The following is a 22028-nucleotide window of genomic DNA, read 5'->3' as shown; positions in this document are numbered from 1 at the left end:
TGTAAAATTACTTTGCGCCTATAAGTGTTTGAGTAGTAATGTAATCTACTACGGCTTCAAAGTTACCAGTTTGTTGGTAAACGGCCAACTGTCTGTCTGCACCGGTACCGTGTTCTAATATTTTGTGTACATAATTGATGTCATCGCGGCAGCCTAAATCATCTACTACGTCATCCACAAAATCCAATAATTCTAAGATCAGGTTACGACAGTTTACCTCCATTTCTTTACCGAAATCGATCAGGTTGCCATCAATGCCATAACGTGCGGCACGCCATTTATTTTCATTAATTAATGCCCTCGAATAGCTGATAAATTCCATATTCTGCAAGCGTAACTTGTAGAGCTTGGCACATAATGCCTGGAACAAAGCTGTAAAAGCCATGGTTTCGTCAATCAGCATCGGGCAATCGCAAATGCGGAACTCAACGGTATCAAAAAAAGGATGCACACGGATATCCCACCAGATTTTCTTGGCGTTATCCATGCAATTGGTTTTGATAAGGAGCTTCACATAGTTATCGTAATCTTCAATGCTGTTAAAAATATCCGGAATTCCGGTACGCGGAAATTTGTCGAAAATTTTTGTTCTGAACGATTTATAACCCGTATTGCGCGACTCCCAGAAAGGAGAGTTGGTAGATAGGGCAAACACATGCGGCAGGAAATACCTTACCTGGTTAGCAATGTGAATGGCCAGCTCGCGCGATTGAAAACCTACGTGTACATGCAAGCCAAAAATTAGGTTAGAACGGGCAGCTTCCTGCAGTTCATTAACAATTTCGTTGTAACGCGGGTGCTCGGTAATTAATTGTTTTTCCCAATGGGAAAAGGGGTGTGTGCCAGCGGCACCAATTCTTAAACCTTGCTCTCCGGCCAGCTGCGATACGGTATAACGCAACTGGGAAATTTCTTTACGGGCTTCGGTAGTGGTTCTGCAAATACCGGTACCCACTTCTACTACTGCCTGGTGCATTTCTGCCTTAACCTGGTCTTTGTGTATTTTTTGTGCGGCCTCTACAATTTTTTGGTCGTGCGAAGTAAGTTCTCTGGTAACGGGATCAATTACCATGTACTCTTCTTCTATGCCCAGCGTAAACTCATTCATAATTATGCGTATTAATTTTTAATCCCTTTTATTTTTTTGGTGCTGCTTTTTTGGGTTTTGCAGTTGTTTTTTCAGGTGTAGCTTTCGTAGTTGTCGTTTTTGCAGCAGCAGGTTTAGCTGTTTTTGGAGCGGCTTTTGCAATAAGTGGTTTACCGCCAACTGAGGCTTTAATGTATTCGCCCCAGGTTAGGTTATCCTGTCCGTCTTTTTGCGCTTTTGCCCTTTCAATGGCATAATTTGCAGTGGTTTCTACTACCCAGTCAAAATTTTCCTGGCCAACACTTTTAACATCAGCATCGGGTGCAGGGTTACAGAAATCAATCGCAATAGGCACGCCATCGCGCACGGCAAATTCTACTGTATTAAAATCGTAGCCTAAATATCTACATAGCTTTAAGGTATATTCTTCTACGGTTTTAAGTAATTTCGGATCTGGCGATTTGCCTTCCGTAGCGTAACGTAAATGATGTGGATTACGTGGGTCATATTGCATAATGCGCACATGTTTGCCACCAATGCAATAACACCTGAAATATTCTTCAAAAATAATTTCCTCCTGTAAAAGCATTACCAATTGTTGTGTGCCGCTATGCTTGTCGAAAAAATCTTCTTTATCATGTAATTTGTAAACATCTCTCCAGCCGCCGCCATCGTATGGCTTCATGTAAGCAGGGAAGCCAGTATATTCAAAAATGGCATCCCAATCCAGTGGCATGGACAGATTAGAAAAAGACTCGCTGGTAGTGCCGTCAGGATGTTCTCTTGAAGGGATTAAGGCTGTTTTAGGTACCGGAACACCAATTTGTTCGGCCAGTGCATTGTTGAAAAACTTTTCGTCGGCACTCCACCAGAAAGGGTTGTTAATTACAGCAGTTCCTGTTATGGCTGCATTTTTTAGCGATGCACGGTAAAACGGCACGTCCTGAGAAATACGGTCGATGATTACGGAGTAACCCAGTGGTGCATTCTGAAATATTTTTTCGATTTTAACCGCTTCGGCTATAATACCTTTTTCGGCTTTTTGATTAATTCTTTCGATTACGGCTTCAGGAAAAGAGCGTTCCTGTCCAAATAAAATCCCTATTTTTTTCATTGGTACATTTTTAGTTTTATGATATAACCCATTAAGGTTAACTGATGAATCGGTTAATTGTTTAACTGCGAACTGAAAACTACAGTTGTGCAATGTAATCTGGAAACATTTCTCTCCATATTGGCCAATCGTGGTCGGCATTTGGCCTGATATCAAGCCAGTGGTCGATCCCCTTTTTATTGAGAATGGCCGATAAACGTTCGTTGTCGGGTTTACACATATCGCGATCTGTAGTGCCCAATACAATTTTCATGTAGTGCAATTCGGGATTACTGTTATTTAGCAGATTATCGACCGGATTGTTGAAGTACACATCGTCGTTATAAAAACCATCTAACTGACCGGTAATATCGAAAGCCCCACTCATACTAAACATGTGGCTAACCAGCCAGGGGTGCCTGAAAGCAAAATTTGCTGCGTGGTAACCACCAAAACTACAGCCTGCAGTAATAATTTTGCTGTGGCCGGTTTCGTGCCTGGCCAGTGGTGCAACTTCTTCAAGCAAATACTTGTCGTACCAGATGTGGTTTTTTACCCTATCGGCCGGATGAATGCTTTTGTTGTACCAGCTCAGCTTGTCAACTCCATCGGGACAATAGATTTTGATTTTGCCTTCGTTGATAAATCCTTCTACAGAATCTATCAGTTTGAAATCCTTGTTTTCAAAGTATCGCCCCATGCTCGTGGGGAACAACAGGATGGGGATACCACTGTGACCAAAGATGAGCATGTCGATTTCGCCGCTGAGGTTAGGGCTGTACCATTTCTTATGTTCTTCTTTAACCATAACAAAAAATTGAATGATTTAAGGTATAAATTAAAATCTATAAAAAGAATACTTTAAATGGTAATTTGGGGTAAATTAAAAGTGTAATGTAAAAATTAACCTTTGATAATTAATAGTTTATAGAGATTTGTACCTTTGCACCCTAATTCTGAGGCAGCAGCCATGTGATAGGGGATTTTGATTATGATGTACACAACAATTTTACCGGTAAAAATTAATACAAACGGTTATAAAATACAATCGACTTGTTTAAAGCACGAGGTAGAAATAGATATTTATACGCCTGAAGGTATTTTGGGGAATGAAAAAATAGAGCTTCTGTTATTGAATGATGGGCAGGATGTTGCCAAAATGGATTTTAGCCAGATTTTGGAGCATGCACACCATGGTAAAAGAAACCACAGGTTAATTGTTGTGGCTATTAAGGCATCGGCAGAGCGCTTGCTTGAATACGGTGTAGCTGGCGTTGCCGATTTTAAGGGGCGCGGAGCAAAAGCTAATCTATACACCGATTTTGTAATTAAAGAACTCCTACCTTTTGTTAAAAAGAAAATTGCTTTGCCAATTACTGGTAAGGTGGGTTTTGCGGGCTTTTCTTTAGGTGGTTTATCTGCATTTGATATCGTGTGGAATAACCCAACGGTTTTTGATGTTGTTGGTGTCTTTTCTGGTGCATTCTGGTGGCGCAAAAAAGACCTTACCGATGGTTATACCGATGCTGACCGTATTATGCATGAACAAATTGAGCATACTGCCACAAAACCTGAAATGAAATTCTGGTTAATGACCGGTACAGAAGACGAAAAGGCCGACCGGAATAAAAACATGATCATCGATTCTATTGATGACACGATTGATGTGGTTAAATTGCTCTTAAAAAAAGGATATAAACGGCCTGACAATCTTTTTTATTATGAAAAAGTTGGCGGTAAACACGATGTTCCCACCTGGGAAAGTGTAATGCCTGCATTTTTAAACTGGGCATTTGGCTATTAAGTGTGAAAAGCCGTATGCCCAACTACTTTTTCTTAATTTTCGAAATCCGCTGACCTATTATTTTTGTGGGTTTCTCCATGTCGTTTATGGCCAGGGCAATTGCTTCTTTAATCAATTGGTTTACTTGTTCATTTCTATAATCGCTTGTTTGTTTAACCGGAATATGTTTAATGAGGTTTCCGGTTCCTGCCAGTAGGTGCTGCGGATCATTTAATAAAGTGCCTTTGTTGAAACCGAGGTTTAAATGATTGGTGTAAATCGGGATCATACAGAATGAATCGCTAAGCTTATCAGAAATAGAGAATACCGTTGTTAGGGCGTGGGTATGATAGAGCAATTCGTTGGCATCGGGATAAAGCTCCAGTATAAAGGTCCTTAAATCGCAAAAGAGATTAATTAGGCTTTTCTCCTTAAAATTTAACAAATAACCAAAATCAGGGTGTATCGGTTTTGCTCCTGTCATTTTTATTCAGTTTTTGATTGTAACTGATGCTTAAAAATACCAAATTTTTGCAAATCCTGAATCGTTTTGCCACAGATTACATTAAATCTTCCCTATCAGCAGGCGCATTTTCAGGCTCAACTTTTTTGCGCCTAATTCATTCAAATGATCACCATCGTAAAAATCCTGCGCATGAAATGTGCTGTCTTCTAAAAGATTGTAGTATCTGATAGAAGTGTGCAATGTGTTTAGTTTTTTTATAGCCGAAAAAGTACCCTTCAATTGGATTTGGTTTAAATGCGAAACGTACGATTTATAGGCCGGCCCCGTAAACAGCAGTATTTTAATGTGCTTTTTTTCGGCAAAAGATACAATACTATTCAATAAGTGCAGGTTTGTTGAGTACTGCAAGTTATCTTTTGCTGTATGCCTTGCGGCGGCTATAACTCCCGATTTCATTAAATCTTTATGGTTAATGGCTTTGTAGCCCGATCCCCAGCCTAATTTAGTACAGCTGATATCATTTTCGCCCTTAAGGTAATAATTGTAGATTCTATGCAAGTTGACATCAAGTTTATTGCTGAGCATTTCAGCTGCATTGAAAATTTTATGGTCGTTATTAATATCGTAATATATGCGGTAGTTTTTTGCACGCCAGGCCTCCGGACTGTTTTCTAATCTGCCATAAAAAGAAAAATAATCGATCGGAACAACAATGTATTTTAAATGGGTCCATTGGCTGTTGTATTTTTTTAAAATCTCGAGATCATAATCGAACGATTGTGAGATATAGCTTGCATTAAAACTCGATTTGATGTACTTTGGATCAATACCATAATATACGTGGGAGCTGCCCAGAAACAAAACGTTTACCTCACCAGCATGATGATCTAGATAGCTTTTCTTATACTCATAATCATTGGGAATTCTTCTGATCAAAATTTCAGATACAAGCCCCAAAGCAATAATTGGAAAAAGGAATAAAGCGGTGTGTTTCACAAAGTTTTTCATAATCAGAATTGAAAGTAAATAAACTGTTGTTCTGCCCCGGCGAAAAAGAATATCAGTAAAACCAGGCTGTAATAAATGCCCCATCGAATTGGTTTGGGCCAGGACAATGCAAACCTGGCAATGGCATATTGTTCCATCCGGCCGTTCCATTCTATTGAAATAAACAACGCCAGCAGTAAGAAAAGTTTAACAGGCAGTATTTGTGGAAGTGTAAATAACGATCCGGAGCCAATGGCTGATATGATATTGAATGCATGCTGAACAGAATTGGCCCTGAAAAATATCCACGCAAAAACCGTTAAAGCAAAGGTTAATGCCATGGCTGCAAATTCTTTAAAGTTTGGGAACACTCTTCCCTCTGCAACGGTATCCAGATTTGAGCGGTTTGTGCTGAAAACTATTGAAGGCATAATGTACAATGCGTTTAACAATCCCCAGATAATGAAAGTCCAGTTGGCGCCATGCCAAAAACCGCTGACTAAAAAGATAATAAAAGTATTTCTTACTTTAATCCAGGTGCCACCTTTACTTCCACCCAATGGGATGTATAAATAATCCCTAAACCAGGTAGATAGCGATATGTGCCACCTGCGCCAGAACTCTGCAATATCTCTCGAGAAATAGGGGAAGGCAAAGTTTCGTAACAACTCTACACCGAACAACCTTGCTGTACCCAGGGCAATATCAGAATAACCTGAAAAATCTCCATAAATTTGGAAGGCAAACAGTATGGCGCCCAACAATAGTGTGCTTCCGTTGTATTCGGCAGAGTGGTTGAAAATAGTATTGGCGTAATTGGCGCATTGATCGGCAATTACAATTTTTTTAAATAAGCCCCATAAAATCTGCCTCAGACCATCAATGGCTTTGCTATAATCGAAATATCTTTCTTTTTTTATCTGCGGTAAAAGGTGAGTTGCACGCTCAATGGGGCCGGCAACCAATAGCGGAAAAAAGCTCACAAACAGCGAATAATCGATAAAATTCTTTTCGGCCTTTATGCGGTTTTTGTAGATGTCGATTACATAAGATAACCCATGGAAGGTATAGAACGATATGCCTACCGGTAAAATTACTTTTAAAGTCCACGGGTTTACCTGCAGCCCAAAGTTGGCAATGGCCTGCGCAAAAGAGTCGGCAAAGAAATTGTAATATTTAAATACGCCTAAAAAGCCCAGGTTGATGGAAATACTTAACCAAAACCAAAATTTTTTAGCCATTTTATTTTTGCTTACAGTCATTTTTAACCCGGTGAAATAATCAAGCAAGGTTGAGAAAATAAGCAGAAACATAAAACGCCAGTCCCAACAGGCATAAAAAAAGTAGCTGGCACCTAAAAGGAGTATGTTTTGGGCTTTTAGCCTTTCTTTGCCTAAAAGCCAGTACAGTATAAAAATGATTGGCAGAAAAACTGCGAAACTAAAAGAATTAAAGAGCATGACGTTTGAATTAATACTTCGTTAAGGAATAAAATTAACGCTTTAAGCCTGCCCGTTTATGCTACTCTATTAGGTTGTACGCCAATTGTTTAATGTGTAAAGGAAACTGTGAATGCACTTCTAACCCCTGTCTGCTGATTAAACTACCTGTATTTGATAAAAATGCCGGTATCGAAAATGGTCCACAGGCAGCTTTTTTGCCCACAAGCTTTTAGGGCAGCGTTTGCCCAGGTGTTGCAGGTTTTAAAAATACTGTAACTGCCTTTTGCCTCGTAAAAGGCGTCACCAATATCGTAATGCATAGTTGTTTTAATATAAATCAAATGCCCTGCCTTATCTTTTTCAAAACTGTTCAGTATATAATCAATCAATCGTTTGTATTGTTCACGGCTGATCATGATTTTTTTACAGTCGTTATCTTCACTTATATTTTGATAGTAAGTAGTATGCATGGCTGATGTGCTTAATCCGGAAATGGCACTGAGTGCGGTACTTAGCTTAAGATCTTCAAAACCAGGTGTTTCGATATAGAATTTTTTATCGCCCCAGCCCACGGCCAGGTATTGATAGCTGCTATCTGCTTCTAAAGTATTTTGATAGCTGATTTCTTTCGTCCAGTTTATTTGATTACTAATCGCCGGCATCACAATATCGGTATGTATACCATTAGTCATGATGTAGATGGCAACCTCGGGTTTATTTACTGGTTTAGCGTTTATGGTAATGCGTGATAAACAAAAGGCCAGCAGGAAATAAAATCCGATTAAGACAATCAGAAACAGACTAAATCGAGCTGCATGTTTAAGAAACCTTTTATTCATTTACTTAGATTCGAAAATTTATCCTTAATACAAAATTAAGCTTTAGGGTAACCCAAATGGCAAGGTTTAAACATAGATATCAATTTTATTGATGTGTTTATCGAAAAACATGATTTTTTATGCACATGCCGTATCGTTACCTTCACTTTATGATTAAAGGACTATTTGAAACACACATTTATGTAGAAAACCTGGAAAGATCTATCGATTTCTACAGCCAGACACTAGGTTTAAGCCAATGCCATTACGAAGCTGAACGACGGATTGCCTTTTTCTGGATTGGCGAGCCTAAAGGAGCCATGTTGGGAATTTGGGAAAAACCAAAGCAAGAGATCGATATCAGACATTTTGCATTTAGGTGTGAGGTAGCTGATGTGCTCAATAAATCAGTTAGCTTTTTAGAGGAGCACAACCTGAAACCGTATAATTTTTTAAAAAGTAACAATGTGGTTCCAATGGTGTTTGCATGGATGCCTGCAATAGCCATTTATTTTAACGACCCGGATGGCCATGCATTAGAGTTTATTGCCATTTTACCTGGTGAGGGACGGCCAGAGCTGGGCGTTATTACTTATGAAAACTGGTTGATGGTATATCAATAACTAATCTTTTTGGCATACATATTAATCCACCGGGTACCTTTACTCCGTATAGCATCGTAAGTAATTTGTTGTATCTCATTTGTAAGCGCAGTTAACGCCAATCTATTTAGCAATAAGCGTGGGGCTGTTGCACGGTAACCATAAAAACGAATGCGGCTAATTGCTCCCGAACTGTTATCTGGTGGCAGCGGCTCATGGTAGGTAAAAACAAAACGGGGTGTTTTATTATCGTTAGAAACAACTGCATAATTTAAATAGAGCACCAGGTTTGCCTCTTGTGGCGAATTTACTAATTGTATACTTTGTTCCTTTTCCAGCTTTGTTGTTATAGCATTCGCCAGATCTTTTGGGATAGACATTAGCACATAAAACCTACCCCGTTTGGCCATCGGAGAGATTTCTCGATGTGGATTTAGCTGGTTGGTGTATAAAAAGGTTGAGCTGCTAATGTCAAAAGTCCAGTTAAAATAATCCTGGTAGCCTTTATTTTTAGTGTAAGGCAATATTTCTCTTTTGAATATACTTGTAAATTCTGCCGAATTAAGGTTCGAAGCAGGAATAAAAATTTTAAGTAAAGGAGCTGAAATTCTGTAGGGATCTGACCGCACAAATACATCTCCTTTTTTAACTATTAAAGCCGGATTTATTGTAGCTATTGAGCTATCGGCAAACACTTTTAAAATTGTAAGGCTAATTTTATTGTCTTTTGATTTAAAAACATTCCCGAAGGCGATTTCATCATTGTAGCCAGCATTAAGTGTAATTGTACTGCTGCCGATGTTTATGCAACTTGCCATAAACGAAGGAGTAACTTTTTGCAAGGGTAAGCCAATAAAATTGGTGTACCTTCTTAAACTATCGAAATGATAAGTTGGGTCTTGTTGCAAACGTTGCTTAATGTCGACCTCGTTTGTTATCCTGGATATCACTTCTGAAAAAGACAGGTCTACCTTAGTCCTTTCGAAAACGCTGATCAACGATTTGGTAAATGCACCATGCGACCGGCCCGATTCGTCATAAATTTCCAGCGCCTTTTCTGCATTTGTACAGGCCGAAAGTGAGGCAAAACGTGAGTTTTTGGTTTCTGATGGTCGCGGAATGTTGGCTGTATCGGCAATTGTTAGCGTAGTAGTCATATCAAAGGGGATGCTTCCGCGCGGAACATCCTTATTTCCCTCAATTTCGTTGTAACGATAACCATTGTGCATAGGTGGAGCCTCTTTACCCATGGCAATATTTCCGCTATAACAGCAATCGAATAGGGTGGTAAGGATTAATTTTTTTTCTACGAAGCGGTTAAACAAGATCTTTAAGGTATTGTCTTTTACCAAACATCCGTGGTTGGGTGCATAAAGGTTGCTCATGCAAATGGCTTGACTGTACCCCAGTTTGAAAGGGTTTTTTAAGGTTGCCGGATTATCGATGTAAACCCCATGACCACAAAAAAAGAAAACTACCGCATCACCTGCTTTGCCTTTATCCAATATCTCGAGCATTGCATCCGTCATGTTTTTTTCGGTAGCTGCAGCATTTAACAGCATGGTAATATTTTCTTTTGGAAAACTGAAACGGTTTAAAAGCAGTGATTTTATACTTAATGCATCGTTTACGCAACCTTTAAGGTTATGCCTGTTACTTTTTACTCCCGGAGCATCAAAATATTCATTTATACCTATAATAACGGCATATTTATTTTGGGCTCCACTATTTAGCGGTAAAAAGAAAATGAAAAATATTATTATGATCAGGAACTTGCGCATATCATTCATTTTTGATTAAATTTAGTTTTTAAATAGCTGGTAATGAAAGAAGTAACTATTTTTTGTGCAGTATTCTTTACATGTTTTACAGTTTTTGCACAAACCAGGGAAGTAGATAGTTTATATGAAAATTTATCCTATCAGAAAACAGATACCGGCAGAGTTATTGCACTTTATAACCTCAGTTATTATTACCACAAGTACAAGCCCGATTCTGCCATGTTGCTGGCAAAACAGGCTTTTGATCTATCTAAAAAGATCAAATTTTTAAGGGGCGAATCGTGGGCTTTAAACAGTATTGCAAATGCTTTTCATTCTTTGCATAATTACCCAAAGGCGATAGAATATTTTATTGCGCAGATAAAAATTGAAGAAAAAAGGGCTATACCAGAAAATATTGGGAGTGCTTACCTCAGTATTGCACTGGTTTATAACAGCGAAAAAGAAGTAAAAAAAGCTTTGTTTTATGCCTTCAGGGCCGATTCTATTGCGAAGGCCAATAAACTGCCCGAACTTGCATTATATGCCAAGCTCAATATTGGAGATATTTATGAGAAAGCAGATAGCCTCTCATCAGCCATGGTATACACGCAAAATGCCTATGAGTTATCGCTGCTTCAAAAAAACGGACTAATAACGGGAACTTCCTTAAATAATTTAGGCAACATTTACATTAAGCGGGCCGATTTTGCACAGGCCTTTACTTATTATAAACGAAGTATTCCATATTTAACGGCAGTTGAAGATTATAATACACTGGCCGAATGTAATTTAGGCTTAGCCAAAATTTACCGCGAGAAGGACAAAATAGATTCTGCTATTTATTATGCGCGCTATGTGTATCAACTGGCCAGTAAAAATGAATTTTTAGCCAGAGCTGTAGATGCAAGTGCATTTTTGGTGCAGCTTTATAAAAGCGAGGGTAAGATCGATAGCGCATTTGCTTATCAGGAAACGATGATTAACCTTTCTGATACGATTGATAGTAAAGAACGGGCAAAAGAAGTGCAAAGCATTACCATTGCCGAAGAAATGCGCCAAAAAGAAATTGTGGAAGCCCGGGAAAAAGAAGCTGAAGAAAGGAAACAGAAATTGCAGCTGCTTGCCATTGGCATTCTCATCCCCATCTTCTTTTTCATCAGTATATTTTTGAGCAGAAGAAAAGTAAACAAAAAACTGATCGAATTTTCGGGTATTGTTTCACTGCTAATGCTATTCGAATACCTTACACTGTTTATTCATCCCTTTGTTGCCGAAAAATCGCACCACTCGCCACTGATCGAAATTGTAGTTTTTGTGGTTATTGCATCCTTACTTACACCGGCTCACCATAAAGTGGAGCACTGGCTGATTAATAAGCTGAGTAAAATACGAGAATACCATCAGCAAATAAGGCAACTTAAAAACAATGACTAAATAACCAGGATTAGCTACTTATTTTTTTGGAGGTGGGGCTTGACCGTTCCTTCCGCCTGTATCGGTAGAATCTTTCATTTTTGAGGATGACATTACTTTTGTGCTATCTACAACCATTGTATCGGTTGTTTTTACGATAGTTGTGTCGGTAGTGGTTTCGATTTTCTTTTCATTGTTGCAGCTTTGCAGTGATAATGCCGATCCGAGTGAAACAACAATTGCCCCGGTTAAAATTATTTTTTTCATCTGGTTTGAGTTAAGTTTTCTGAAAGTTACAGCTTAAAATTTGCTTAGTAAATGGTTGTAAATCATTTTGTTGAAATGTGTAAACTATTTTTGCCGACTTACAAAGCAGTATTAAGCTTAAAATGGTTTATTACAGCTACTGCTATGTATAAAGCAATTTGAGCCGTATCGGCAGATTTTAGAAATTATATCGATATTAGATCCAAAGCTATTTAACCTCCTTAACCATGCAAGAAATAGATGTTGTTGCGTATGCCTTTTCTCAATTTGCTAAAATGGACAGTGCGGCCTTCGAACTATCAAAACTCAACTGGAAAATAAAACGATATAAAAAAGGCGAATTTTACAATGAGCATAGAACAGTTTGCAAATTTCTGGGCTTTATAATAGATGGTGTATTCCGTTCTTATGTGGTTGACGAAAAAAGTGGTGAAGAAAAAAATGTATTTCTCTATTCGGGCAATCAGTTTGTAGTCACTTTTAAAAGTTTTATTAATCAGCAACCCTGCGATTACCACACGCAGGCCATGACCGATGCATTGGTCGTATATATCCACATTGATGATTTACTACAGCTTTACCAGCAGTCGCACCAGTGGGAAACCTTTGGGAGGCTTTTGGCACAAGAAGCTTTTAATATTGCCATGGATAGGGCAGAGAGTTTTGTGTTTAAAACGCCCGAGCAGCGTTATCTTGATCTGATTAAGTACCACCCACAGATTTTTAACAATATTCCGCTCTATCACATTTCTTCTTATTTAGGCATTCAGGGGCCATCATTAAGCAGGATAAGAAAAAGACTTACCGGTAAATAACGATTTTAACCTGGGTTAAAATTATTGCTGTTTTTAAGGCGGAGATTTGAGGTGTCAAATTAAAACTAAAAACAACATGAAAACTTTAAAATCAAAAACAATCGTATTGGTACATGGTCTGTTTGTAAACAACAAAAGCTGGGAAAACTGGAAAACTTTCTTCGAAACCAAAGGGTACACCGTTTATGCACCTGCCAATCCATCTCATAACGGCAATCCCGAAGCGTTAAGAAAAAACATCGACCCTAATTTAACCCAGGTAAATTTTGTTGATGTGGTAAATAACCTCGTTCAGTTTATAGATGCCTTACCCGAAAAACCAATTCTGATTGGCCATTCCTTAGGCGGTTTAACTGTTCAGAAATTAATGGACCTCGGTAAAGGCGAAGCAGGCGTAATGATTGATGGCGCTCCTCCACAAGGTGTTATTCCATACGAATGGAGTTTTTGGAAATCTAATTTTACAGTGGTTAACCCATTTAAAGGCAACTCCGTTTTTATGCCAACTAAAGCCTGGTTTCATTATACATTTGGTAATACCTTGCCAAGAGTAGAATCGGATAAAGTATTTGATGAATTTGTAGTTCCCGAAAGCAGGGCAATTGCCTGGGGAACATTAAAAAGCTATGCTAAAATTGATTTTAAAAAGGCCCATCAGCCACTGTTATTCATTGCCGGCGAGAAAGATCATATTATGCCAGCCAGTTTAAATAAACGAAACTATGAAGCCTATAAAAACCAGGATAGCCATAGGGTAACTGATTTTAAAATGTTTAACGGCAGGAGCCATTTTATTTGTGGTGAGGAGGGCTGGGAAGAAGTAGCAACCTATATTTACAATTGGATTAAAAACTAGTTGTCTGCTGGTTTATATTCCGAAAGCTGGGGTTGAAATGAAAATTCGAGATAGCGGCTAGAGCGCTTTGTGCTCAACCAGGTAAGGTCATGAGCAGAGCGCTTGCCTTCTGATTAAAAATGAGCCAATTACAACATTATCTTCTTATTAAATAGTGGCTTGTATAGTTGAAAATCCATTTCTAAACACTATCTTTGCGCCAAATTTGAGGCGCATTTTATGCAAAAGATTAGAAATATAGCTATTATAGCACACGTTGACCACGGTAAAACCACGTTGGTTGATAAGATTTTACACTCTTGTTCTGTTTTTAGAGATAATGAACAAAAAGGAGAGTTGATATTGGATAACAACGATTTAGAGCGTGAGCGTGGTATCACAATCGTATCTAAAAACGTTTCTGTTCAATACAAAGATGTAAAAATTAACATTATTGACACTCCTGGTCACGCGGATTTCGGCGGTGAGGTAGAGCGTGTTTTAAAAATGGCCGATGGTGTACTTTTACTTTGCGATGCTTTTGAAGGTGCAATGCCTCAAACACGTTTCGTAACGCAAAAAGCTTTGGCACTGGGTTTAAAACCAATTGTGGTTGTAAACAAAGTGGATAAAGAAAACTGTCGCCCTGAAGAGGTTTATGAGCAAATTTTCGAATTGTTCTTTAACCTTGAAGCAACTGAAGAGCAATTGGATTTCCCGGTTATTTACGGTTCATCTAAACAAGGATGGATGAGTACTGACTGGCAAAAACCAACTACAGATATTTTCGCATTATTAGATGCGGTTGTGGCCAACATTCCACCTGCACCAATAAACGAAGGTACTTTACAGATGCAAATTACTTCGTTAGATTATTCATCTTTCGTAGGTCGTATTGCAATCGGTCGTGTTCACCGTGGTTCAATTAAAGAAAACCAACCGGTTACTTTAATTAAACGCGATGGTAAAATCGTTAAATCAAGAGTAAAAGAACTTTATACTTTCGAAGGTTTAGGAAAAATCCGTACTACAGAAGTGGGTTCTGGCGATATTTGTGCAGTTGTAGGTATCGATGGTTTTGATATTGGTGATACAATCGCTGATTTCGAAGCACCAGAACAATTACCAGTAATCAGCATTGATGAGCCAACAATGAACATGTTGTTCACCATCAACAACTCACCTTTCTTTGGTAAAGAAGGTAAATTAGTTACTTCTCAACGTATCAAAGATCGTTTGATGAAGGAAATGGAGAAAAACTTGGCATTAAAAGTTGTTGAAACTCAAGGTGCAGATTCATGGTTAGTTTACGGTCGTGGTATTCTTCACTTATCTGTATTAATCGAAACGATGCGTCGTGAAGGTTATGAATTACAGGTTGGTCAGCCACAGGTTATTGTTAAAGAAATCGACGGTAAAAAACATGAGCCGGTTGAAACTTTAATTGTTGATGTACCTGCTGAAGTTTCTGGTAAAGTAATCGAATTGGTAACTCAACGTAAAGGTGAGTTATTAATTATGGAGCCAAAAGGCGATTTACAACACTTAGAATTCGAAATCCCATCTCGTGGTATTATCGGTTTACGTAACAACGTATTAACTGCTACTGCTGGTGAGGCGATTATGGCACACCGTTTCAAAGCTTACGAGCCTTGGAAAGGTGCAATTCCTGGTCGTTTAAATGGTGTACTAATCTCTATGGATAAAGGAACTACTACTGCTTATTCAATTGATAAATTACAAGATAGAGGCCGTTTCTTTGTTGATCCGGGAGTTGATATTTACGAAGGACAAATTTTGGGCGAGCACATTCGCGATAACGATTTAGTAATTAACATTGTTAAAGGAAAAGCTTTAACAAACATGCGTGCTTCTGGTACTGATGATAATACTCGTATTGCACCAGCAATTAAATTCTCGTTAGAAGAATCTATGGAGTACATCCAGGCTGATGAGTACATTGAGGTTACACCGCAAAGCATGCGTTTACGTAAAATCTTCTTAACAGAGCAACTACGTAAAGCAAACGGAAGTAAAAACTAATAACTTCTAAATCTCCAAAAAGGGATTTAAATACATACAGCCCATTTCTTAATTGAGATGGGCTTTTTTGTTTTAAGCCTTAATATTTGGCAGGGTTAAAAAATTAACAATTAAATGGCGGTTAATTTTCGTTTCGGCCCTAAATTTGTAAATTTATATCCTAATCTTTATCATGCTTAATAAAGGATTATCCTACTTGGGTATATTTTTCCTTAATATGCTCTCCCTTTTGCCATTGTTTGTTTTATACAGGTTGGCCGACTTCTTTTATGTATTGATATTTTATGTTTTCGGTTATCGCCGCAAAGTGGTTAAAGAAAATTTAATCAATGCTTTCCCCGAAAAAAGTATTGCTGAAATTAAAGGTATAGAGAAAAAGTTCTACAAATTTTTAGCCTCGCTTTTTATTGAAGTAATTAAAATGAAAAGTATTTCTAAAAAGGAACTGAATAAGAGAGTTGTTTTTAAAAATGCTGATCTGGTGGAGGCCTATCTTAAAAACAACGAAAGTGTAATTTTCTGCTCATCGCATTACGGCAATTACGAGTGGGTTTGTATGGCCATTGGCCTAAACTTTTCGGGCGAGCATTATCCCATTTATAAACCATTGAGCAGTGAAGCTTTTGATAACTGGTTTATTAAAATGCGGAGCCGGTTTGGTAATCACATGGTTTCGATGCGCCAAACGTTAAGATCCATTCAGGCAACCAAAAATGAAGCCACCATGTTTACTTTCGGTAGCGACCAGGCACCTACAAGAGAGGATTCGAGTTATTGGACTACGTTTTTAAACCAGGAAAGCGCCATTCAATTGGGAGTTGAAAAGATTGCAAAAAAAACAAATAGGCCAGTTTTTTACCTCAAAATTAATTACCTGAAAAGAGGTTATTATGAAGTAGATTGTGTGCCAATATGTTTAAACCCTGCAACAACTGTTGAGTTTGAAATTACAGAACTTCATACCCGCTTCTTGGAAGATATGATAAGGGACACCCCGCCTTATTGGTTGTGGAGTCACCGCAGGTGGAAATATAAAAGGGAAGACAGTGGACCAAGAGCGGAAGTGAAAGGTCGGAATTTAGAAGTTTAAACCATCTAAATGTTGGCTTAACATCTAATTGTATTTATGGGTGTAATGTTTGCAAGCAATGAAAACCATCAAAAAAATACTCTTAATTTTCATTTACGCCTTTTTCTTATCCCTATTTGGGTTATTTGTTTGGCGCCCCTATCTGCTTAAAGTAATAAAATACCGTACCCCAGGTGCCGAAACTTATAAAATTTTTCCGCAGGAGCTTGTACATAAAAGCGATTCGGCTTTTCATTTTATCCGGCCCACAACTCAGCGGAACGACCTGGATACGCTCCATGTTTTAGATGGAAAAAACCAATCGGTTACCTTAAAAGAATACCTGAAAAATGGATCGATCAATGCTTTTTTGGTAATTCGAAATGATAGTGTTTTGTACGAAAGATACGATAAAGGTTATAGCGATAGCACACTAACCACCATTTTTTCGGGCGCAAAAAGCATGATTTCTATTATGATTGGCCAGGCCTTAAATGAAGGAAAAATTAGGCACTTAAACGATAAGGTAACAGATTACATACCGGAGTTAAAAACTAACCGAGCCTTTAAACAAATTACACTGAAAAATCTTATAGATATGAAATCCGGGCTGGATTTTCAGGATGCTGTGGGTGGTGTTTTAAAGGCTTTCTTTTCTGACGAAGCTAAATATTATTATACCGATGATGTACAGGCTGAGCTGATGAAGGTGAAGCTGGTGAATAAACCCGGTACGGTTTGGAAATACAAAAGCATCGACCCGATTTTATTGGGCTGGGTATTAAAGAAAGCAACTGGTCAATCGGTTGCCGAATATTTCGAATCTCATGTTTGGAAGAAGATAGGGGCTGAATATAACGCAACCTGGGGTTTGGATCGGGTAAATGGAATAACCAATACGGCCAGCCGTTTTCAGGTTACCGCCATCGATTGGGCTAAAATAGGCCGTTTGTATTTAAATAAGGGTAAGTATAACAGCCAGCAGTTGGTACCGGAAGATTGGGTAAACCAATCGGTAAATATTGGTACCGAAAAACCTGCTTCAGCAAAAGGCTGGCAGCAATCTGCCCATCATTACCTTTGGTGGATTCCGCAGGCTGGCGAAAACGGAGACTATGCCGCAGAAGGTATGCTTGGCCAGCGCTTGTATATCGATCCTAAAACGAACACTATAATTGTGCAGTTTGCCGATCATGGCGCAGGTAATTACCCTTATCGAAAAATAAGCCGGTATTTAAGTGGCTTGCCATTTAGCTACCCGAAGCTTTAACCGCCAAGCTCGCAAAGAAAATAGGCGCAAAGTGCGCAATTTAGTTTTGCATTGCGTAAAACTTAGCGTTCTTTGCGGTTAAATTTTTAAACTGTACATTGCCCTTGCATGGAAAACAACGACGTAAAAATTTCGAAAAAGAAACCGATTTTTCCGGTTAGCCCTGCTTTGCAGAAATATTTGCGTACTTACCAACGCGAGGCTAAACTACCTATTTCCTATCAGGATTTGATGCAGTTTAATGAGGCTTTTCCGTTAATGGATAAGTTTGGCAAGGATTCGCTTTGGGAAGGACCTATTTATGCCCAGGATTTAATTGAGCATCTGCATAATGGGTTGAAAGAAGTTTATGCCAACTTAAAAGCATCAGGCAATCTACGTATTGTGCAGCATAAATATATCGATAAAATTGAATACTGTACCTTTGGCAATACGCATCCCTTTCGCATCAGGATTGTTAACCGGTTAAATGATGTTTACGATTATTTCTACATCAAAAAAGCTGATGCTTCGCGTATTTATGGCCTGGAGATGGAAGAAATACTGTCGCCAAATCAAGTTAATTATCTGGTAGATGGTGATACGCTGGTAGAAGAGCATATTGCAGGTATCCCCGGTGATGTATTTACCAAAGGACAGTTGTATGCACCCGAATTTAACCCAACACGTATAGCAAAAGAGTTTGTAAAGTTTAACGAGCGTTGTTTAATTATGCTTTTGGGCGATATGAGGGCCTATAACTTTGTGGTTCAGATTACTCCCGATTTTGACGATATTCAATTCCGCATCAGGGCAATTGATTTTGATCAGCAGTTTTATGAAGGGAACCTTAAAGTTTATCTGCCACAGTTTTTTAAAGAAAATTTGCCCTATGTAAAAATGAGCATGGAGCAACTTACTGATAAAACGGTGCTACAGTATCAGCAGGAAGAAAGATCGTCGATTGTACATCGGGTTAGGAGCGAGCGGCACCGTTTAACCGATTTGCGGGATGTATCTAACAAAGAGGAACTAACTACACCTGAAAATATTGCTATGCTGAAACAGGGAATGAGCGATTATTTTAAAGATACCAACTACCTGAAGTGCAATACCATGACCGATATTATTGAACTGAACATTAAAAATATTATCAGGCAGGTTAAACTTTAAAAAAGAAACGGCTGGTAAAATTACCAACCGCTTTTGAGTGAATCTAGAAAGAGCGTCCAAAGTTTTTAGGCGTGCTGGCCTTCGTGAACACCCTCTGCAAATTCCTCTACAATTTTATCGTTAAATGCAGGTAAGTCTTCTGGCGTGCGGCTCGTAACCAAACCCTGGTCTACCACAACTTCCTCGTCAGACCATAAGGCACCTGCATTGATTAGATCTTGCGAAATATTTTTAACTGAAGTCATTTTGCGCCCCTGAACCACATCTGCATTAATCAGCGTTTGTGGCCCATGACAAATAGCGGCAACAGGTTTTCCATCGACAAAAAATGACTTTACAAAAGCGAGGGCATCGGCATTAACACGCAACTGATCGGGATTAATTACCCCGCCCGGTAAAAGTAAACCGTTATAATCATCCGCATTTGCTTCCGAAATAGTTTTATCTACATCAATTTCTATTGACCAATGATCGTGATTCCAGGCTTTTATTTTACCGCTTTTTGAGGAGATGATGTGAACGGTTGCGCCTTCTTCTTTTAACCTTTTTACTGGTTCTGTAAGTTCTACTTCTTCAAATCCCCTTTCTGAAAGAACAGCAATAATGCGGTTACTTAATCGTCCCATAATCTTTTCTGTTTTTAATAGGTATGTATTAAAGACAGTTGGGAAAAGTTATTGTTTTCAGAAATTTGAGATTGCGATTATTATAGTTGATTTAAATGAGTGCTTGTCATGTTGAGCCTGTCGAAACGTTTCGATACCCATTTTAGATGAAATCTTTCGATAAATCCAGTAAAATTTAGAGATGCTGAAACAAGTTCAGCATGACGATGTTGTAGTGAAATAGCTAATCATTAGTCCTTCGGTGCTTAACAAAGTACCAGGCTAAATTGCAAGCGATAATTACATGGTTGAAGATGTTTGGAAGTAAGCCATAGTATTTGCTAAAGATATTAAACCGCTCTTTTAAACTTTCGCGGTGTTTTTTCTTGCTCATGCCACCAACCAGGTATTTAGCTACATAACGGTGTACATTCACAATATTCGAGGCCTTTTTAGCTGCTTTAATAATCCAATCGATATCTGAACTGTATTTATAATTTAAATCGTAAGGCACAATAATGCTGCGGCGGATATAAATGGCCTGATGACTGATATTCATACCATATTTAAAACTGGTCCAGTCAAATTTTTCGGGAGCCTCGTGCCTTCTGCGGCCTAAACTTTCCCAGTTATCATTATACATTTCGGTTTCGCCATAATAAATATCCGCCCCCGGCGAACTGGTAAAAACGTCCTCCACTGTATGCTGGTCATATAGCTCATCGCCAGAGTTCATAAATAGCACGTAATCACCCGTGGCAATTGCCAGGCCCTTGTTCATGGCATCATAAATACCCTTGTCGGGCTCAGATACGATTTTCGAAACCTGGTTCTTATACTGTTCAACCACCTGAAGTGTTCCATCAGTTGAAGCACCATCAATTACGATATATTCTATTTTTTTATAAGTCTGGTTTAAAACAGATTTTAAGGTGCGTTCAATATCACGAACGTTATTGTACACAATGGTAATGACAGTTAACTTTGGCAAGGGTTGGGTTTTTGGATTGGAGTAAATTTAATAAAGATTGTGTAATTTTTGTTTACTGTCAGCGAAAATGAAATTGACCAAACATTTTGAATGAATTCAGGTTAAAAGCTAAGCTGAAAGGTAATTTCTAGCGGTTATTTCGGCTGTAAATCAATCAAAGTTTCATACAAATGAATGTGTTCTGCAGCAATTACTTCTTCCGAAAAATCGGTAAGGATGCTTAACCGTGCAGCTTTTTGAATCTCATCTTTATTGGGGCGGTGGTAAAGCCATTCAATACCATTGGCTAGATCTTCGGCATTCTGGTATTCGGCCAGGTAACCGTTTTGCATGTGTTTAACCATATCCGGAATGCCACCTGTAGTAAAAGCCACCACCGGAGTGGCACAGGCCAGGCTTTCCATTACGGTGTTGGGCAGATTATCTTCCAGAGAGGGGGTGATAAAAGCATCGGCTGCCGAATAGCATTTGGCCAAATGGTCATCTTTATTAATAGTGCCCAAAAAAGTAGTTTTAAACGGAAATTCGGGCATTTCTGCATTCTCCTTATTGCCGAAAATAACAATTTCGATATTTTCTTTTTGAATGCCGGAGCGGCGTGCTAAAATTTCTAAAGCTTCTATTAAATAAGGCGTACCTTTATGTTTGTCGTTTTTTGAGGGCATAAAGCCACTCATCAGCACAAATTTATCCGGATTAATTTTCAGGATCTTCTTTGCTTCAGCCTTAACATAAGGCTTAAAAATTTTGGTTTCGATGGTATTCGGAATAACTGTAGTTTTTCTGGTGCCCAGCAAACTGCTGAATTTTACCGATGCAGCCATCCACTTGCTCGGCGCTACAATATGGAAATTTAATTCGGTGTAGGCTTTCTGTTTCCTCATCCAGGTTTTGTGCGAAATATCATGCTTGCCGCTGATTTTTAAAATCGGGCAATTACCACACTGTTGGTGGAAATGTTCGCAGCCATAGCGCACGTGGCAGCCGCCGGTAAAAGCATTGCTATCGTGAAAAGTCCATACAATTGGTTTTTCAAGTTCATCCAGTTGCGCTAAAAATTTAGGATTGAGAAAACCATGGTTTACCCAATGTAAATGGATAATGTCGGCATTTTTAACCTCAGGATGGTTGATAACCGAACGGCCAAACCATTGCAAACTAAAGGGTGTTTTTACCGATTTACTTAACCATTTGGAAAAATATCTTTCTGATAAGATGTTGTAAATGGCCCTGGCTTTTTGTATAGGCGATTTACTAAAGGTGTCTATTTTAGGATTTTGACCAAATTTATAGTAAACCAATACTTTTGAATCGATTCCACTCGCTTTTAAAGCATTGCTCAGGCGTAAGCAGGCACGGCCGGCTCCACCATTTCCATCATAGGTATTTAGGTGTACTACTTTCAAATCAATCAAAAATACATTTTATTGTTTACGATTATAAAATCTGTTGCGTAATTTCATCCACATATTTTATCGTTCTAAAGGTTAGGCATGCCTTTTATCAAAAAAAGGACTGTCTTTCCGG

Annotated in this window: 21 protein-coding genes and 1 pseudogene; 9 read left to right on the top strand and 13 right to left on the bottom strand. The window is 38.6% G+C overall.

The window, feature by feature from the left end; translation table 11 throughout:
* Nucleotides 1-7 precede the first annotated feature (7 nt).
* The 3 genes from DBR40_RS01280 to DBR40_RS01270 all read right to left on the bottom strand — a co-directional run bounded on the left by DBR40_RS01280 (nt 8) and on the right by DBR40_RS01270 (nt 2988).
* Nucleotides 8-1108, bottom strand: a complete 1101-nt coding sequence (locus DBR40_RS01280) for a carboxylate-amine ligase (RefSeq protein WP_124558004.1) — start codon at nt 1106-1108, stop codon at nt 8-10.
* A 28-nt stretch (nt 1109-1136) separates the two neighbouring features.
* Nucleotides 1137-2201 carry a RimK family alpha-L-glutamate ligase gene (locus DBR40_RS01275; protein ID WP_124558003.1) on the bottom strand — a complete coding sequence of 355 codons (1065 nt, stop codon included), beginning with the start codon at nt 2199-2201 and terminating at the stop codon, nt 1137-1139.
* Nucleotides 2202-2280: 79 nt separating this feature from the next.
* The gene (locus DBR40_RS01270; protein WP_124558002.1) at nt 2281-2988 is read right to left on the bottom strand and encodes an esterase family protein; all 708 of its coding nucleotides are present in this window, start codon (nt 2986-2988) and stop codon (nt 2281-2283) included.
* A gap of 183 nt (nt 2989-3171) precedes the next feature.
* Here DBR40_RS01270 and DBR40_RS01265 point away from each other — a divergent pair, with 183 nt between their 5' ends.
* Complete coding sequence (locus DBR40_RS01265; protein ID WP_124558001.1) at nt 3172-3984, top strand: alpha/beta hydrolase; 813 nt, start codon at nt 3172-3174, stop codon at nt 3982-3984.
* Nucleotides 3985-4006: 22 nt separating this feature from the next.
* Here DBR40_RS01265 and DBR40_RS01260 read toward each other — a convergent pair whose 3' ends face one another.
* From DBR40_RS01260 to DBR40_RS01245, 4 genes are all read right to left on the bottom strand, one after another.
* Complete coding sequence (locus DBR40_RS01260; RefSeq protein ID WP_124558000.1) at nt 4007-4447, bottom strand: DUF1801 domain-containing protein; 441 nt, start codon at nt 4445-4447, stop codon at nt 4007-4009.
* 81 nt (nt 4448-4528) lie between these two features.
* On the bottom strand, nt 4529-5437 hold the full coding sequence (locus DBR40_RS01255; RefSeq protein WP_124557999.1) for a hypothetical protein: 909 nt from the start codon (nt 5435-5437) through the stop codon (nt 4529-4531).
* A gap of 2 nt (nt 5438-5439) precedes the next feature.
* Nucleotides 5440-6657, bottom strand: a complete 1218-nt coding sequence (locus DBR40_RS01250; protein ID WP_233603753.1) for an MBOAT family O-acyltransferase — start codon at nt 6655-6657, stop codon at nt 5440-5442.
* A gap of 362 nt (nt 6658-7019) precedes the next feature.
* Complete coding sequence (locus DBR40_RS01245; RefSeq protein ID WP_124557997.1) at nt 7020-7697, bottom strand: TIGR02117 family protein; 678 nt, start codon at nt 7695-7697, stop codon at nt 7020-7022.
* Nucleotides 7698-7846: 149 nt separating this feature from the next.
* Between DBR40_RS01245 and DBR40_RS01240 the strand changes: the two genes are divergently transcribed.
* The gene (locus DBR40_RS01240) at nt 7847-8299 is read left to right on the top strand and encodes a VOC family protein (RefSeq protein ID WP_124557996.1); all 453 of its coding nucleotides are present in this window, start codon (nt 7847-7849) and stop codon (nt 8297-8299) included.
* Here DBR40_RS01240 and DBR40_RS01235 read toward each other — a convergent pair.
* On the bottom strand, nt 8293-10059 hold the full coding sequence (locus DBR40_RS01235; RefSeq protein ID WP_158673974.1) for a caspase family protein: 1767 nt from the start codon (nt 10057-10059) through the stop codon (nt 8293-8295). The genes DBR40_RS01240 and DBR40_RS01235 overlap by 7 nt on opposite strands.
* A 42-nt stretch (nt 10060-10101) precedes the next feature.
* Between DBR40_RS01235 and DBR40_RS01230 the strand changes: the two genes are divergently transcribed.
* Nucleotides 10102-11475: a tetratricopeptide repeat protein gene (locus DBR40_RS01230; RefSeq protein WP_124557994.1), complete on the top strand. Its 1374-nt coding sequence runs from the start codon at nt 10102-10104 to the stop codon at nt 11473-11475.
* Nucleotides 11476-11493: 18 nt separating this feature from the next.
* On the opposite strand, the gene DBR40_RS01225 is transcribed toward DBR40_RS01230, so the two are convergent.
* Together DBR40_RS01225 and DBR40_RS27230 are read right to left on the bottom strand one after the other, a co-directional pair.
* Nucleotides 11494-11721 (bottom strand): hypothetical protein, encoded by a 228-nt coding sequence (locus tag DBR40_RS01225; RefSeq protein ID WP_124557993.1) that lies wholly within the window; start codon nt 11719-11721, stop codon nt 11494-11496.
* 98 nt (nt 11722-11819) lie between these two features.
* Nucleotides 11820-11900: pseudogene (locus DBR40_RS27230) on the bottom strand (sortase B protein-sorting domain-containing protein); the annotation flags it as partial.
* Nucleotides 11901-11948: 48 nt separating this feature from the next.
* Between DBR40_RS27230 and DBR40_RS01215 the strand changes: the two are divergent.
* From DBR40_RS01215 to DBR40_RS01190, 6 genes are all read left to right on the top strand, one after another.
* Complete coding sequence (locus tag DBR40_RS01215; protein WP_124557992.1) at nt 11949-12536, top strand: Crp/Fnr family transcriptional regulator; 588 nt, start codon at nt 11949-11951, stop codon at nt 12534-12536.
* A 76-nt stretch (nt 12537-12612) separates the two neighbouring features.
* Complete coding sequence (locus DBR40_RS01210; protein ID WP_124557991.1) at nt 12613-13392, top strand: alpha/beta hydrolase; 780 nt, start codon at nt 12613-12615, stop codon at nt 13390-13392.
* A gap of 219 nt (nt 13393-13611) precedes the next feature.
* Nucleotides 13612-15414, top strand: coding sequence for a translational GTPase TypA (typA, locus tag DBR40_RS01205; protein WP_124557990.1), 1803 nt, complete (start codon nt 13612-13614; stop codon nt 15412-15414).
* 172 nt (nt 15415-15586) lie between these two features.
* Complete coding sequence (locus DBR40_RS01200; RefSeq protein WP_124557989.1) at nt 15587-16504, top strand: lysophospholipid acyltransferase family protein; 918 nt, start codon at nt 15587-15589, stop codon at nt 16502-16504.
* Nucleotides 16505-16562: 58 nt separating this feature from the next.
* Nucleotides 16563-17753, top strand: coding sequence for a serine hydrolase domain-containing protein (locus tag DBR40_RS01195; RefSeq protein WP_124557988.1), 1191 nt, complete (start codon nt 16563-16565; stop codon nt 17751-17753).
* A 108-nt stretch (nt 17754-17861) separates the two neighbouring features.
* Complete coding sequence (locus tag DBR40_RS01190) at nt 17862-18905, top strand: hypothetical protein (RefSeq protein ID WP_124557987.1); 1044 nt, start codon at nt 17862-17864, stop codon at nt 18903-18905.
* A 65-nt stretch (nt 18906-18970) separates the two neighbouring features.
* On the opposite strand, the gene DBR40_RS01185 is transcribed toward DBR40_RS01190, so the two are convergent.
* The 3 genes from DBR40_RS01185 to DBR40_RS01175 form a co-directional block, all read right to left on the bottom strand.
* Nucleotides 18971-19531: a type 1 glutamine amidotransferase domain-containing protein gene (locus tag DBR40_RS01185; protein WP_124557986.1), complete on the bottom strand. Its 561-nt coding sequence runs from the start codon at nt 19529-19531 to the stop codon at nt 18971-18973.
* Between the two features lie 223 nt (nt 19532-19754).
* Nucleotides 19755-20501 carry a glycosyltransferase family 2 protein gene (locus tag DBR40_RS01180; RefSeq protein ID WP_124557985.1) on the bottom strand — a complete coding sequence of 249 codons (747 nt, stop codon included), beginning with the start codon at nt 20499-20501 and terminating at the stop codon, nt 19755-19757.
* Nucleotides 20502-20635: 134 nt separating this feature from the next.
* On the bottom strand, nt 20636-21916 hold the full coding sequence (locus DBR40_RS01175) for a glycosyltransferase family 4 protein (protein ID WP_124557984.1): 1281 nt from the start codon (nt 21914-21916) through the stop codon (nt 20636-20638).
* Nucleotides 21917-22028 lie beyond the last annotated feature (112 nt).

This window comes from Pedobacter sp. KBW01, from assembly GCF_003852395.1.
Lineage (GTDB): Bacteria > Bacteroidota > Bacteroidia > Sphingobacteriales > Sphingobacteriaceae > Pedobacter.
Note: the sequence above shows the minus strand (reverse complement) of the source record. Positions and strands in the feature narration are given on the sequence as shown.

Excerpts from the sequence above, each read along its gene's own strand:
- DBR40_RS01215 (WP_124557992.1), top strand. The coding sequence starts at position 11,949 with ATGCAAGAAATAGATGTTGTTGCGTATGCCTTTTCTCAATTTGCTAAA.
- DBR40_RS01270 (WP_124558002.1), bottom strand. The coding sequence starts at position 2,988 with ATGGTTAAAGAAGAACATAAGAAATGGTACAGCCCTAACCTCAGCGGC.
- typA (WP_124557990.1), top strand. The coding sequence starts at position 13,612 with ATGCAAAAGATTAGAAATATAGCTATTATAGCACACGTTGACCACGGT.
- DBR40_RS01195 (WP_124557988.1), top strand. The coding sequence starts at position 16,563 with ATGAAAACCATCAAAAAAATACTCTTAATTTTCATTTACGCCTTTTTC.
- DBR40_RS01200 (WP_124557989.1), top strand. The coding sequence starts at position 15,587 with ATGCTTAATAAAGGATTATCCTACTTGGGTATATTTTTCCTTAATATG.
- DBR40_RS01240 (WP_124557996.1), top strand. The coding sequence starts at position 7,847 with ATGATTAAAGGACTATTTGAAACACACATTTATGTAGAAAACCTGGAA.
- DBR40_RS01210 (WP_124557991.1), top strand. The coding sequence starts at position 12,613 with ATGAAAACTTTAAAATCAAAAACAATCGTATTGGTACATGGTCTGTTT.
- DBR40_RS01260 (WP_124558000.1), bottom strand. The coding sequence starts at position 4,447 with ATGACAGGAGCAAAACCGATACACCCTGATTTTGGTTATTTGTTAAAT.
- DBR40_RS01185 (WP_124557986.1), bottom strand. The coding sequence starts at position 19,531 with ATGGGACGATTAAGTAACCGCATTATTGCTGTTCTTTCAGAAAGGGGA.
- DBR40_RS01235 (WP_158673974.1), bottom strand. The coding sequence starts at position 10,059 with ATGCGCAAGTTCCTGATCATAATAATATTTTTCATTTTCTTTTTACCG.
- DBR40_RS01265 (WP_124558001.1), top strand. The coding sequence starts at position 3,172 with ATGATGTACACAACAATTTTACCGGTAAAAATTAATACAAACGGTTAT.
- DBR40_RS01245 (WP_124557997.1), bottom strand. The coding sequence starts at position 7,697 with ATGAATAAAAGGTTTCTTAAACATGCAGCTCGATTTAGTCTGTTTCTG.
- DBR40_RS01275 (WP_124558003.1), bottom strand. The coding sequence starts at position 2,201 with ATGAAAAAAATAGGGATTTTATTTGGACAGGAACGCTCTTTTCCTGAA.
- DBR40_RS01225 (WP_124557993.1), bottom strand. The coding sequence starts at position 11,721 with ATGAAAAAAATAATTTTAACCGGGGCAATTGTTGTTTCACTCGGATCG.
- DBR40_RS01230 (WP_124557994.1), top strand. The coding sequence starts at position 10,102 with ATGAAAGAAGTAACTATTTTTTGTGCAGTATTCTTTACATGTTTTACA.
- DBR40_RS01250 (WP_233603753.1), bottom strand. The coding sequence starts at position 6,657 with ATGGCTAAAAAATTTTGGTTTTGGTTAAGTATTTCCATCAACCTGGGC.
- DBR40_RS01190 (WP_124557987.1), top strand. The coding sequence starts at position 17,862 with ATGGAAAACAACGACGTAAAAATTTCGAAAAAGAAACCGATTTTTCCG.
- DBR40_RS01255 (WP_124557999.1), bottom strand. The coding sequence starts at position 5,437 with ATGAAAAACTTTGTGAAACACACCGCTTTATTCCTTTTTCCAATTATT.
- DBR40_RS01280 (WP_124558004.1), bottom strand. The coding sequence starts at position 1,108 with ATGAATGAGTTTACGCTGGGCATAGAAGAAGAGTACATGGTAATTGAT.